At 42.9% G+C, this 13,556-nt stretch carries 11 protein-coding genes; 4 read left to right on the top strand and 7 right to left on the bottom strand.

Going from position 1 to position 13,556, the window contains the following annotated elements; genetic code table 11:
• Nucleotides 1–25: 25 nt before the first annotated feature.
• Nucleotides 26–487 carry an Lrp/AsnC family transcriptional regulator gene (locus DFP77_RS06890; protein ID WP_114411546.1) on the top strand — a complete coding sequence of 154 codons (462 nt, stop codon included), beginning with the start codon at nucleotides 26–28 and terminating at the stop codon, nucleotides 485–487.
• Between the two features lie 77 nt (nucleotides 488–564).
• Here DFP77_RS06890 and DFP77_RS06885 read toward each other — a convergent pair whose 3' ends face one another.
• Nucleotides 565–2,178, bottom strand: coding sequence for a methyl-accepting chemotaxis protein (locus DFP77_RS06885; protein ID WP_114411545.1), 1,614 nt, complete (start codon nucleotides 2,176–2,178; stop codon nucleotides 565–567).
• A 345-nt stretch (nucleotides 2,179–2,523) separates the two neighbouring features.
• On the opposite strand from DFP77_RS06885, the gene DFP77_RS06880 reads away from it, so the two are divergent.
• Together DFP77_RS06880 and DFP77_RS06875 are read left to right on the top strand one after the other, a co-directional pair.
• Complete coding sequence (locus tag DFP77_RS06880) at nucleotides 2,524–3,849, top strand: DUF2868 domain-containing protein (RefSeq protein ID WP_114411544.1); 1,326 nt, start codon at nucleotides 2,524–2,526, stop codon at nucleotides 3,847–3,849.
• A gap of 3 nt (nucleotides 3,850–3,852) precedes the next feature.
• Complete coding sequence (locus DFP77_RS06875) at nucleotides 3,853–5,214, top strand: GTPase/DUF3482 domain-containing protein (protein WP_114411543.1); 1,362 nt, start codon at nucleotides 3,853–3,855, stop codon at nucleotides 5,212–5,214.
• A gap of 27 nt (nucleotides 5,215–5,241) precedes the next feature.
• Here the strand turns inward: DFP77_RS06875 and DFP77_RS06870 are convergent, their stop codons facing one another.
• From DFP77_RS06870 to DFP77_RS06855, 4 genes are all read right to left on the bottom strand, one after another.
• Entirely contained in the window at nucleotides 5,242–5,955 is a 714-nt protein-coding gene (locus DFP77_RS06870; protein ID WP_114411542.1) for a 1-acylglycerol-3-phosphate O-acyltransferase, read from the bottom strand.
• 59 nt (nucleotides 5,956–6,014) lie between these two features.
• Complete coding sequence (locus DFP77_RS06865) at nucleotides 6,015–8,321, bottom strand: bifunctional diguanylate cyclase/phosphodiesterase (protein ID WP_114411541.1); 2,307 nt, start codon at nucleotides 8,319–8,321, stop codon at nucleotides 6,015–6,017.
• A 129-nt stretch (nucleotides 8,322–8,450) separates the two neighbouring features.
• The gene (gene rlmF, locus DFP77_RS06860; protein ID WP_114411540.1) at nucleotides 8,451–9,431 is read right to left on the bottom strand and encodes a 23S rRNA (adenine(1618)-N(6))-methyltransferase RlmF; all 981 of its coding nucleotides are present in this window, start codon (nucleotides 9,429–9,431) and stop codon (nucleotides 8,451–8,453) included.
• Nucleotides 9,432–9,520: 89 nt separating this feature from the next.
• On the bottom strand, nucleotides 9,521–10,453 hold the full coding sequence (locus tag DFP77_RS06855; RefSeq protein ID WP_114411539.1) for a LysR family transcriptional regulator: 933 nt from the start codon (nucleotides 10,451–10,453) through the stop codon (nucleotides 9,521–9,523).
• A 116-nt stretch (nucleotides 10,454–10,569) separates the two neighbouring features.
• Between DFP77_RS06855 and DFP77_RS06850 the strand changes: the two genes are divergently transcribed.
• Nucleotides 10,570–11,526 (top strand): DMT family transporter, encoded by a 957-nt coding sequence (locus tag DFP77_RS06850; RefSeq protein WP_114411538.1) that lies wholly within the window; start codon nucleotides 10,570–10,572, stop codon nucleotides 11,524–11,526.
• 1 nt (nucleotide 11,527) lies between these two features.
• Here DFP77_RS06850 and DFP77_RS06845 read toward each other — a convergent pair whose 3' ends face one another.
• Both DFP77_RS06845 and DFP77_RS06840 read right to left on the bottom strand, forming a co-directional pair.
• Nucleotides 11,528–11,878 (bottom strand): DUF6164 family protein, encoded by a 351-nt coding sequence (locus DFP77_RS06845; protein WP_114411537.1) that lies wholly within the window; start codon nucleotides 11,876–11,878, stop codon nucleotides 11,528–11,530.
• 86 nt (nucleotides 11,879–11,964) lie between these two features.
• On the bottom strand, nucleotides 11,965–13,533 hold the full coding sequence (locus DFP77_RS06840; protein ID WP_114411536.1) for an EAL domain-containing protein: 1,569 nt from the start codon (nucleotides 13,531–13,533) through the stop codon (nucleotides 11,965–11,967).
• Nucleotides 13,534–13,556 lie beyond the last annotated feature (23 nt).

The raw sequence follows: 13,556 nt of genomic DNA, 5'->3' as shown, positions 1-13,556 counted from the left end.
CTATACATTACTAATGTGTGCCATTATGGACAAAACAGACCTAGATATTCTCTCTCACCTGCAATCAGACGGACGCCTGACCAACGTCGCTTTAGCGGAAGAAATCCATTTATCTCCCTCGCCTTGTTTACGCCGCGTAAAGCAATTGGAAGACACTGGTGTGATCGAGGGTTATCACGCCCGCATCGATCGCCAAAAAGCCGGATTTTCCATGACGGTATTTGTGGAAGTGCGTTTAAAGAGCCATGCTGGGGATAAACATATTGTGTTTGAAAATACGATTTTAGAGATGGAAGACATTATCAGCGCGCATCTTGTTTCTGGCATTGCAGATTATCGCCTAGAGGTGGTGGCAGTGGATTTACCAGACTATGAGCGTATTCTAAAAGCCCTGCAGTCTTTGCCTCATGTAAAAGACATTCAAAGCCATTTTGCTATTCGCTCGGTCAAAACAGCGGCGCCATTGCCATTAAAAAGAATGTCTTAAGCGACTTACCTCAGACTATAAATGAAAAAACCGCTTATCTTTCGATAAACGGTTTTGGTTTACGTTCCGTAGTAGAACTAAACTTTAAAGCTTCCAACTTGCTGATCAAGGTTTTGATACAGCGTAGTAATGTCTTTGGACTGCTGCTGGATAAGATCCGATACAGACTGAACAGAATCAGTTTGGTCTTTCAACGACACCATGTTTTGGTTGATGTCATTAGCAACAATCGATTGCTCTTCTGTCGCTTGTGCCGTTTGTGCCGCCATCTCCTGAACTTTTGCGAAAGATTCCTGCAAGCTATTAAACACCTTGGTTACTTCGTCAAAATTCTCCACAGTAAACCCAGCGTTATCACGGCTGTTCTGTATCGCTTTAGACGATTCTGCTACGTTGATTTTTAGTTTCTCAATCATAGACTCAATTTCATTTGTGCTGTCTTGAGTTCGCGTTGCTAAGGTACGAACCTCATCGGCGACCACTGCGAAACCACGACCTTGCTCGCCAGCACGCGCGGCTTCAATTGCGGCGTTCAATGCTAGTAAGTTGGTCTGTTCTGCAATGTTGCGAATCACTTCTAAGACAGAGGCTATGTTCTCAGAACTCTTTTGTAATTCATCAGAGCGGCCTAGTGCCAACTCTATATCAGAAACCAGTTCAGTAATCGCGTGCTGTGATTTATTGACTGCAGACATACCATTTTGCGTCAAACTATTAGAATTCTTCGCTTCTTCTGCAGTATCACGTGCCACCGTCGCCATTTGTTGGTTAGACATGTCCATTTCATGGCCCGCACTGACAATAGAGGCCGACGCGTTTGCAAGACTAGTGGTAATATTTGCCGTTTGTGCAGCGGCATTATTTAGCTGGCCTGTCATTTGCCCTAAGGCATTTGATTGCTCATGAATACTGCTAATGATGCCTCGCAAACGACCTACAAAGTCGTTAAATTCATTGGCTAAGTCACCCAGTTCATCTTTAGTAGAAAACTCGATACGTTGAGTTAAATCACCATCTCCTTCGGATATTTCACGTATACGCTGTCCTAAGTAACGCACTTGATTAGTAAGCGTTTTAGGTGTTTTGTAGCTGAACCAAATAGCTACCAACAAGCCAATGATAACAATAGCAATCGCGAACTTTTCAAAATCTATTACTTTTTCTTCAAGAAGTTGTTTCGATTTTATTGCATGCTCATTAACCGCTTCGCCAGCCTGATCAAGAATGCCTCGAAGTGTGCTAAAGTCTGCGTTGGATTTTTTCTCTAATGTTGCAAAGTTAGGCGCACTTTTATCAATCGCAACAACAGCATTAGAAGAACTCAGCCACGCACTAAAGGATTTATCAAAATCACCCAGCGATTTATACACTTGCGGCTCAGCTGATAGATATTGACGAAATAGCGCTAAACGATCTTTAACCTGCTGCGCATTTTCTAGGCGGTCAGCGTCTTCGTCTGCACGCACTCCAACACCTGCGATCATTCTCTGCTCAGCAAGCTTAGCTTGATAAAGGTCACGATCCGCATTCAGAATGACCGCAGAGGCTTTACCATATGAATCGGCTTGAGAATCTAAGGCTGTTTGCAATTGATCTATAATGTATCCCATTGCAGTCATGGCGATCACAAAAGTAATACTCATTACAAGAGCAGGCAAAGAACTTTTCACCCGTATGGAATTAAAACGCATAAATTTGTCTCCTAACAAAACCACCGTGTGCACGGCACATAAGATGATAGTAGAGTGGCATAGCAAGATGAATCAATCTACATTAACAATTACCTACATTTATACTGCACTTAATAACTTATAAACACGCTTATCTTGACCTAACGCAATAAAACAAAACATGACACCTAACTTATTGATGAAAGTGTATTTTCAGATAACACATTCAAGAAACTTCTCGGGCCTTTTGCCTTTATCGACAACATCAAGTAAAACAAAGTAGAGAGGAGGACAATGGTGTCATTCCAAACATGCGGCATTGCAAAAAAGAGAAAGATCATCAGATGAAAAGAGCAAAACGATAACATGACTTCCCCAACGCCCAACGCCAAATTGGCTCTGGCTGCATGGCTAGAAACCCACACTGCCTTTCGCCTACCAGCTCATGCAAATGATTTAAAATCGGCGCTCAACGCACTCGATTCAACACCAGAGCCCACCAGCTATTCGGCACAATTTGCCTCTCTAAAGCGTTATTTTAATCGCGCTATTGTCGTGCTAATGATGTTTTGCGCGTTGTTAGGATTCATGGCTGTTCCTCCTGCCTTTTCTATAAATCAGTCTAATCAAGCCAATATTTTTTGGTTGTTTATTATTTTACTGGGTTTCCACATGCTGAATTTGGCGGTTTGGACTCTCACCATGCTAACTACTATGAAACAGCAGGCAAACAGCAAGGGAATGCTTCTTAGCCTATTGATTTTTATAAATAATAAAGTAAGTAAGCATTCACATATAGAAAAGAATGTCAGTGCCGCTTACCTACATTGGCAGTGCCCTAATCACACCAATAAATGGTTAATCAGCAGTCTGTCACATGGCGCTTGGGGATGTTATTTATTGGCAGGCTGGATAATGACCTTACTCTTACTGCTTACCAATCAAATTAACTTTGTTTGGGAAACAACGCTTTTGAGTGATGAGGCTTTTATTAAACTGACGCAAACATTGAGTGTCATTCCACAATGGTTTGGCATTTCGCTACCCAATCAATTAGACATTTTAGCTAGCCGTGTGGATCTCATTTCGCAAACAGCCGCGACAAGACAGCATTGGGCTAATTTTTTGCTGGCAAGCATTATGATTTATGGCGTCTTCCCAAGAGTATTTTTAACGCTAGTTTGTTTGAGCATATACAGAGTTAAGCGAGCAATGCTGCCCCTAAGCACACAAGAAAGAATTATTAAAAATCGCTATCGTCAACCAGAAAGCCAAAGCCGCCATATTCTAGACACAGAGCATAATTCAGACTCACAAGCTGGCGGTGAACATATTTCAGAGCTACGAAGCGAGCTTCCTAAGTCGGCCTTTTTACAGCACTGGGCATTGTTTGAATGGAGTACAGAGACACCGAGGCCGTTACACCCAGCAAAGTCTCTAACTATGCTAAACAGTCGGGAGGAGCAGTCGCATTTTTTGGAGGTCACACATAATGAGCCCATGTATTTACTGGTAAACGCCCAACAAAGTCCAGACAGAGGGACAAGGCGTTTTCTCAGGCTCGCGCGCGGCCATTACCCTTCCTTAAACTTGGTACTATATGACGCAAAAAACAGCGCATTCCAAGACGATTGGCAACGTCTTGCAAGAGAAACGCGGGTACCTTCAACATCTCTGCAGTCAAAGGATTAAGCTGTGTCTATTTCTCTTTTAGTGGTTGGTCACGCCAATACTGGTAAAACATCATTGATCCGTACCTTGCTACGTCGTCATGACTTTGGCGAAGTAAACGACAGAGCAGGCACCACTCGTCACGTAGAAAGCGTGAACATTCAGATAGGCAAGCAATCTGTTCTGACTCTAACCGATACTCCAGGATTTGAAGACTCTATTGGGCTTTGGCAGATTCGCCATTCAGCGGCATTTCACTCTTATCAAGGTACAGACTGGCTGCAAGCATTTAACGAAAGTCATTTTGCACAAGATGAATTTGAACAAGAAGCCAAGATCCTAAGGCAGTTAACACAGTGTGATATTATTTTATATGTCATCGATCTACGCCAAGCGCCATTAGGTAAATATTTAGATGAGATAGCACTCTTGGCCAGCGTCAATAAGCCGATTATTCCGATTCTTAACTTTAGCGCCGCGGACAGCATTCACATGGAAGCGTGGCGAAAAGTTTTGGCGGAGCGCCACCTACATGCGGTTATTAAATACGACACTGTCGCGTTTTACTTTGAAGATGAAAAGCGTCTCTATCAGAGCATTCAGAGCCTAATGCCAGAAGACTACGACTTAATCACACTTCTTATCCAAAACCGAGAAGGTGCCGCTCAATTACGCCGTTCGATGGCCTGTAACCTATTATCTGACTTGCTGCTAAAAGCCGCCAGTACGCGACTAGCGTGCTCCAGTTACCCTCCTCAAAACGAAGAAGTACGCCTTTTCGAAGACGAAATACGTACTCTCGAACGAGACTACACCAGTCAGCTTTTACGACTGTATGAATTTCAGCCAGAAGACCTAATTGCATCACCATTAGACATTCAAAACGCTCGCTGGGAACAAGACCTGTTCGACGCAGATACGCTAAAAGAATGGGGGATTGAAACCAGCACGAGCGCGTTAACTGGCGCAGCAATTGGAGCAGGTATTGATGTTATGTCTGCTGGCCTCACATTAGGCACAGCTACCACGATTGGAGCTATCTTAGGCGCAACATGGAAAACTGGTCAGCATTATAAAGACACATTGAAAAGCAAATTCACCAAGCAGCATTTTTTGTGCCTCGATCAGGCCACGCTAACCTTATTATGTCTACGAGGCATTAACGCTATTCAGCACTTTCATCAACGAGGACACGCATCACAACAGGCCTATCAACTATCACCTAAATCACCAAGCAGCAACCTACTGGATCGCATCAAACCTTACTTTAAACAGGCTCAGCAGCACCCTGAATGGTCACAACAAGATTTACCGGATGATCATCCGAGCAAGCAGGGAGTCAAGAGACAACTAGAAGAAACCATAGACTCACTTCACCACCCATAGAGTCATTTGTCTTTATAATAAGACTTATTACGTAAGCTCTTTATCGAGACGTTGTTTGGTTTCATGCATCAGGGTTTCACAGGTTGTCATCAGCTGCACAACATCAGTTTCATGCAATCCAGTGGTATCAATTGGAGGCAACATTTCAACAACAACCTTGCCGTTATGCAGACGATTTAAATTTACCTGATTGTGCGTGCTGCTACAGACGATAGGAATAATAGGAACCCCAGCTTGAACCGCGGCGTGGAAAGCACCGCGTTTAAACGGCAACCATCCACGTCCCCGGCTGCGCGTGCCTTCTGGAAACATCCAAATAGATAAGCCCGTCTTTTTCATGCTAGAGACAATCTGATCAATGGTAGCTATCGCCTGCTTACGGTCCTCTCGGTTGATCAAAAAATTACCACTGGCCCAATACAAAACACCAAAGAAAGGAATCCAACGCAAGCTTTTTTTACCAACCGTCACTACTCCTTCAGGCACGACTGCCGCCAGCGTAAATAGGTCAAAATTATTTTGGTGATTAGCAACATAAACGGCTTGAGGAACCGTTTTTGCCAAGTCAGAAACTCGTGACTCAACAGACAATCCAAACAGTCTCGCGACCTTCGCGAACACACGCCCTAGATAGTAAACACGGTTTTTTGACCATAAGGTGAGTAAGCAAAACACTATACCCAGTAGTGTTACGCCTACCACCAACAATAATAGCAATGCCATCCGTATCAAAAGCAACATAATTGGATTAACCTAACTTAAACAACGAGCAAGATTGATGTCTTATTAAAATGTATGATTTAACGCGAATGAAATGTTTCACGCCATTTGAAAAAATCTTCTGGTGACAAAGGCTTAGAGAAGAAATAGCCTTGAATTTTATCACAATGGTAATATCTTAAAAGCGCCGTTCCTTCCGCAGTTTCTGCACCTTCAGCGGTAACCTGAAAGCCCAAACTATGAGATAACTCAATGGTTGCCTTCGTAATAAACTCGTCACCTTTATTGGTATCAATAAACTGAATAAAAGCTCGGTCGATTTTAACCTCGTTAACTGGCAACTCACGTAAATAAGACAATGAAGATTGACCTGTACCAAAGTCATCAATCGCAAGATGAACACCCATGTCCTGCAATGCCTTTAGCACACCGATCACTTTTTCTCGATCTTTCATCACTGCGCTTTCAGTCACTTCTAATGCAAGCGCCCGTGTCGGTAAACGATTCGTCTGCAATGCTTCAGAGACAATAAAGGGCAGCTGTTCATCTAACAAATCATGGGCAGATAAATTCACAGCCACACGGATTTCATGGCCTTGAGCCCACCACTTACTCAGCTGAGATAAAACGGTGTTCAATACCCATTTGGTTAATTGCTGGATGCTACCGGCGTGTTCCAATAAAGAAATAAACTCATCAGGGGGGAGAAAGCCGAGCTCAGGATGAATCCAGCGAATTAATGCTTCAGCTTCATGACAATCATCTCCTGCTAAACCAACCTTAGGTTGATAAACAACAAACAACTGGCCACTATCTAATGCGGCGGGTAAATCTCGAATAATGGTCAATTGTCTACGATGGTTTTCGTCTTGGCCCACTTTATAAAAAACACACAATTTACTTGAGTCACTTGCTTCATCAGCAACAATGTCTAAACGCCTCATCGCACTATTGACGGTAGCGGTTGCGTGCTCGATGGGAAGCACTGCAATACTGATATCCAAACGAATACTCGATCCTTTTTCGATCTCAAATTCATTATGAAAAAAGCACTTTAAATCTTCACAATCTTGCTCAGTAATAGGGCGATCAAAAATCAGCAAAAATTTGTCCGCATTCAATCTTGCTAACTTCTTCGCATCATGTCCCCATGTTTGCAGGCGTTCCGCCACTTTAGATAACAACAAGTTACCCACATCAAAACCCAGCATATTATTGATATCTTTAAAGTGACGAATATTAACAAGCACCAAACCACCCCGCTCTTTGGGTAAGGTGTCGCTTAAATACTGTTCTACCGCACTCTGATTGAATAACCCGGTGAGCTGATCATGTGAAGCCCGATAGGTGAGTTCTTCTTCCCTGCTGATAATAGAGTCCTGCATTGTCTTCATGGTATGAGACAACACACCAAACTCGCCACCTATATTCGGTGCACTAACCTTTTCTTTCGTTCCACCCAGACCGATTTGCTGGGCGTAACCTACCAAACGACCAATCGGTTTAGTCATATTTCGGGCCAAAGCAATACCAAATAACAAGGCCAAAGCCAAGGCGCCGGTAAAGATCAGTATCAGTTGATTGCGCGTATCGCGATAACTTTCTAGCCAGGGGTCATAGGGCAAATGAATAATGCCCCACTGGTTCGTCACACCTATATCGACACCTAGAGATAAGTACTTTTCGTCATCCGAGAACACAGGAGAAGTGATAATGTCTTTAATATTACCGATCTCTTTTAATAAGGCATCTTTTTCTATAGAAGGTAAGGTAGATGCACCTGACAGCATATTTGTGTTTTGTGTTTCGTAGACAAAGCTGATGTCCAAACCTGTTACATTTTTAATTCGTTCAGCCAACGCTTGATCTAACAAAAACGCCATGCCAACCCAAGCCACCACATTCGGCGCTCTGATCGGTACTAAAACAAGTTGATAAGCACGATTATCTAACGCCACCATCGTACTAATAGACGACCCGCGAGAACGGCGTGCCGCAAATACTAGTTCGGCAACTGTATCGGTAATATTAAGCGGCTGTGTGGCAGTAATCAGTTCGCCACGAGGTGTCACTAGAAGAGAAATATCTGCATTAATACGCGCACCATGATTTTGCAAAACAGAGCGAATCGTTCCAGTTTCCCTAGTAGCGACCGCTTGCTTAAAACCAAAATCCGAAGTTAATATTTCTACCCCTTTGGTAAGTTGCTCGGCGCGTGCAGCTAAAAATAAGTCGAAAACATTACGAGATACATCAATTGATTGTACCCCTTGCTTATAGTTGTCTTCTTTTAACGACGTCAAGACCGCCAATGCCGTGCCTAATTGAGCGAGTGCCAGCAACAATAAGACAAACATGATTAATCGAGATTGAAAGCTTTTTAGCAATTTAAGACCTCTCAAATGCTAATCACACAGGCGACTTAGCTTAAATCCAAAAAAACGTAAAGGTGCTCAAGAATAATAGGGCTTATAATACTTTTATACTATATCAGCAGGGTATCAAATAATTGACACCTAATTTTGCCAATAGTTGTCTTTCCAATAATCAACCTGATCGTCTCCAAGAAAGCTCCATGCGACAAATCGACTGATTTTCTGACCTTGTGCCATTTCAATCGTTTTTACCTGACGAACGCCAACGTCTTTCAACGTACGATAAATCGCGTCTAGATTACCTTGCCGAGCCACTAACGAAGTAAACCAAAAACAACGATCTGCGTATTGCACACTTTCTTTGACCATACGAGACACAAAACCAGCTTCACCACCCTCACACCATAACTCTGCAGCCGTGCCTCCAAAATTAAGTACAGGCTTCTCGGTGGTTGTTTTGCCTTTCACGCCACGCCATTTGCGCTGAGATTCATCAATCATAGCAGATTCACTGGTATGAAATGGAGGATTACAAAGGGTCAAATCAAAACGGTCTTTTTCCTTCCAAACGCCATCAAATAACTTGGCAGACTGAGTTTGCAAACGCGCTATAATCGCACTTTTCAAACAAGCGTTAGATTTAACAATAGTCTCACACGTTGCCACAGCAACCGGATTAACATCCGAGCCAACAAACTGCCAACCATACTCTTGGTGACCAATGATCGGATATACGCAATTCGCACCAATACCAACGTCTAATACTTTCACGCCTTTACCGCGAGGAATAACACCTTCATTACTGCTTGCTAATAGATCTGCGAGATAATGAATGTAATCGGCTCGACCCGGAATAGGTGGACAAAGGTAGCCCGGTGGAATGTCCCAAAAGGCAACACCATAAAAATGGCTAAGCAAGGCCCGATTCAAGGTTTTTACTGCATCTGGATTAGCAAAATCTACCGATTCATTACCGTATTGGTTGAGTTGAATATAATTAGAAAGCTCAGGACAAGAATCCGCCAATAAAGCAAAATCATAACGCGCACGATGCGGATTACGAGGATGAAGCTCTAACTTGTTAGAGCGTTTACTTTTTGTATTCTTGCTTTTTAAGACCACAGTGATGCCATTGTTTTAACCCAAAATGCGAGTATAACCGAATTCCTCAGATTGAACTAAATGTGCAGGATCTTCACGGCTATGTAAAGTCACGACTCCGGATAAGGAATGAGTCCTTTGGCCACCTCTTCCGTAAGTTTTCTAAACCATTCAACAGCGGGATCTCGCTCAATACTTTTTGGCCAGCTTAAAAAATATTTTGAGTCAGGAAACTCAACAGGTAAGGGTTTCATAGTGAGATTAAATTGCTCACAGAATCGCTCCGCCAACAAACCACTCGTACTAATGAGTAAGGATGTACGCCCTACTGTTTCTAACGCGGATAAAAAATATGGCGTCCGGAATGCAAATCGTCGCTCATGGGCCCTATCGGCCAACACGAAGTCGCTCACTACACGTCGAGTTCCTCCCATACTAACCAAAACATGAGAGAAGCTTAAATACTCATCAAGGCTAATCTGATCTTGCTTGGCAAGGGGATGATTGTTCGACATGATGCAGCGAAATTTTTCACGTCCCAGCAAAATTTTTCGGTAAGTGTTGGGGATTTCAATATATTCACTACATAACACAACATCAACAGAATGCTCGGTTTGACTCAACAAGCTGGTTTCGGTAATGGTCGTAGTCTCCAACGAGGCAAATGGCGCTTCTTGATAAAAGCGTTCGGCGATTGCAGGCACGTAGGCTTGCGCCTGATAGTGGGTGGTTTGTAAGCGAAACACCCGGTTGCTGCTTTGCGGTTGAAAATCAGGCGAAGATTCCAGTCCCTCCATTTGCTCTAACATAAGCTTTAATGGTGCTTCGAGAATGAGGGCTTTTGATGTCGGCACCATGCCTTTTGAGGTACGAATGAACAAGGGATCGTCAAAAGCATCACGCAGTCGATTTAACAATCGACTCATTGCAGATTGACTCAAGTACAACCGATCTGCAGCCCGCCCAACATGGCGTTCTTCCAATAAATACAAAAGCCCTGTCAGGGACTTCAAATCCAGATGTTGTAGCGAGCTTGGAATCATGACTAAATCCCGATATATGCATAATAATTAGAACTATTATGCATTGGATTTGTTTTGCAAGGGAAGCCATTATGACGCTCCGAATGTATATCTCCTGTTATAAGGTTCTCTTTTTTATGCCAACAGTAAAACAAGCATTTTTATACGGCTTATTTTTCAGCTCCATTACCGTCTTGTTTTGGGGCATGCTGCCCATTGCCCTAAAACTGTCAGGCGATTTTTCTGATCCTATTACACTGACTTGGTTACGTTTTTCGGTGGCGGCCATCCTTTTAGGCTTATGGCAATGGCAACGCGGCAAGCTAAGCGAGTTCACATCGCTTTCTAAAAAAGACTGGTTACGTCTTTTTGCTGCAGGAACCTTCTTGATCATTAACTACACCAGCTTTGCCTGGAGCTTGAACTTCCTACTACCAGGCTCGGCACAGCTAAGTTTTCAAGTTGCCCCTCTATTTCTTGCCCTAGGCGGTTTGTTTTTCTTGAAAGAGAGCATTAACTGGCAGCAATGGCTATGCTTTGTGGGGATTGGATTAGGCATGCTGGTTTTTTTCCATCCTATTTTTGCTCAAGGCAGTCAAGGCTCCATCTGGATAGGCTTCGCAATTATTCAGCTATCAGCAGCGGCATGGTCTATGTATGCATTGCTGCAAAAGTCGTTATTTAAACGCTTGGCGCCAACAAATATTTTACTAGCAATTTATGTCTATGCCTTAGTTGTTATGCTGCCTTTTTCATCACCAAGTGAGTTGCTTGAGATGTCACCTAATGAGATATGGATCGCAGCTTTCTGCTGTCTTAATACGGTCGTTGCCTACGGGGCCTTCGCTCAAGCTATGCGCTATTGGCAAACGGTTCAAGTTAGCGCGTCCATCGCTCTAACGCCGGTTATGGCTTTCATCCTTACCGAGCTTTGTGTGGCATTTGGGTGGTGGGCTAACAGCATAAGCTCTTCTCATGCTGATATATTAAGTCTGTTTGGGATGCTTATTGTGGTAGCCAGTGCGATCAATGTGCAGCTGATTAGTGCTCGCGTGCAACGCAAAGCCGCCCTACTTGCGAACCCTCAGCCTTAGATCATATCCATAAAGTAAAAGGTAAAATAGACACACTCAATATCAGCAAGACAGCGATAAGAGTGAAAAAGGCTTCGGCAGGGTTCTGTCGCGCATGCTGTAAATAACCAAGTATCCACTGCCCAAATGAAATAGGGCGCATGGTTTGAGCGCGGGCAATTTGATCTTCACGAATCAATTCTCTCGCTTTAATCGCTTGCTCTTTGTCTTTTACCCACAAGCCAGCCATGGATATTTGCCAACGACCAGCAGAGGTCTCATAAAAGGCAATGTCATTCTCGGCTAACAACTGACGAATCTCGTCCGCTTCCTCATCGGGAACATATTTAAGCCGAAAAACCAGAGTGGACATATTGTTTAGCCTTACGTCGAGAAAATTAAGCGGTAGAGAGTAAGAGAAGCGCTACAAGAATACAATCTTACATCACTTCTAATGCTTTATTTTGCGGCATTTTCAATAGAATTATTGCGTGCTATCCACGTAATAATTTGATCCTTTGGAAGTGGTCTACAGAAATAATAACCTTGAACCCTATCTACTCCCAACAGCCTAACAGCCTCAAGTTGATCTTCACGCTCCACACCTTCAGCAACTAATTTCATGCCCAGCTCTTTAGCCAAGATAGTAATTGACGTTAATACTTGGCGCGTAAATTGGTCGTCTTTCAAATTGGCAATAAATACTTGATCGAGTTTTAAAGTGTCGTACGGAAAACGGCGCAGAAAGTCTAAACCAGAATAACCTGTACCAAAGTCATCCACAGACAGTCCAATACCCAAAGCCTTAATGTGTTCAAAGCGACTCACCATTAGCGGCAATTCGTCGTGGTTCAGCACGCTAGTTTCTGTTACTTCAAGGCCTAAGTGACCTTTTAATTCTGGGTATTCTTCTAAAATACTCGCCAGCTTGGGAGCAAAGCTTTCTTTAAGTAAACTAAACCGATCAACATTGACAGAGGTTTTAATATCGATAAGTTGATCAGGATACTCTCGATAAAACGCTCCGACCTTACGAATAACCACCCATGTAAGTTCGTCCATCAACCCCAATTCACTGGCCACTTTCACAACGACTAAAGGTGATACATACCCATGATTCAAAGATTGCCAACGGAGTAATGCTTCCATCTCAAGAGATTCACCCGGATTTAGCGAAACAACAGGTTGAAAGTACACATCAATCTCAGCATTTTTAATGGCCCGGCGAATGCAGTGCCGCATTGAACGCCGATAATAAACACTGATTAAATGCGCAGTGTAAAAAGCCAAAAACAAAACTAGCCAAACAGCGAATATGAAAGGAGCGAAGGAGTACAGACGTTGCCAATACAAGTTAGAGGGAAGAAAAACATCTAATGTCACCGACCAATCGTCCAATGATACAACCTTCTTATTCCATATATCTGAATCCATACCATCGCGATTGGAAGACAATATTCGCTTACCTATGGTTAATTCATAAAAATAGTCGGGTAATATTATGGGGTCGATAAGAGTGGAAAATCGAATAGGTGGTGCTAAGCCATTTACACCAATTCCATTTTCGCCCTGATAAAAGGCAAAAAATGTTGCTTCTCCCAATGATTTCGAGCGCACCAAAGAAACGGTTTTACGGCCAGCACTGCTTTCGATACGAGTAACAATCGATGAAAAAATGGGAATATTAACGACTCCATAATTGGAGCAGAACACACGGAAGTCTTTATCAAAAAGCCCGAGTTCTTTAAACGTTGGTGAGTAAAATACCAATCGCTTTAAACGAGTAGCATCCTCTTCCTGACAAGATAATCCTGCACTATCAACCACCGTTTTTAATTCAGAGAAAATACCTTCCATCTGAGTTATCAGTATATTTTCAGCAGCTTTGGCTTTGTTGTCTAAGTCATGTAGCAAGAAGAAATAAAGACTAACGGTGAAAAGAGGAATACTGATAAGTAAAGAAAGGAAACCATAATAAAATAACACTTTCTTCTTATAAGGAACCAATGCCGTAACACTGCCAAACATATAATAGCTTCCCTCTTATTTCA

The organism is Marinomonas foliarum (genome assembly GCF_003337275.1).
Lineage (GTDB): Bacteria > Pseudomonadota > Gammaproteobacteria > Pseudomonadales > Marinomonadaceae > Marinomonas > Marinomonas foliarum.
This window is presented reverse-complemented; position numbering and strand designations above follow the sequence as displayed.

Coding starts and splice junctions, on each gene's coding strand:
- DFP77_RS06890 (WP_114411546.1), top strand. CDS start 26: ATGGACAAAACAGACCTAGATATTCTCTCTCACCTGCAATCAGACGGA.
- DFP77_RS06885 (WP_114411545.1), bottom strand. CDS start 2,178: ATGCGTTTTAATTCCATACGGGTGAAAAGTTCTTTGCCTGCTCTTGTA.
- DFP77_RS06880 (WP_114411544.1), top strand. CDS start 2,524: ATGACTTCCCCAACGCCCAACGCCAAATTGGCTCTGGCTGCATGGCTA.
- DFP77_RS06870 (WP_114411542.1), bottom strand. CDS start 5,955: ATGTTGCTTTTGATACGGATGGCATTGCTATTATTGTTGGTGGTAGGC.
- DFP77_RS06855 (WP_114411539.1), bottom strand. CDS start 10,453: ATGATTCCAAGCTCGCTACAACATCTGGATTTGAAGTCCCTGACAGGG.
- DFP77_RS06850 (WP_114411538.1), top strand. CDS start 10,570: ATGCCAACAGTAAAACAAGCATTTTTATACGGCTTATTTTTCAGCTCC.
- DFP77_RS06845 (WP_114411537.1), bottom strand. CDS start 11,878: ATGTCCACTCTGGTTTTTCGGCTTAAATATGTTCCCGATGAGGAAGCG.
- DFP77_RS06840 (WP_114411536.1), bottom strand. CDS start 13,533: ATGTTTGGCAGTGTTACGGCATTGGTTCCTTATAAGAAGAAAGTGTTA.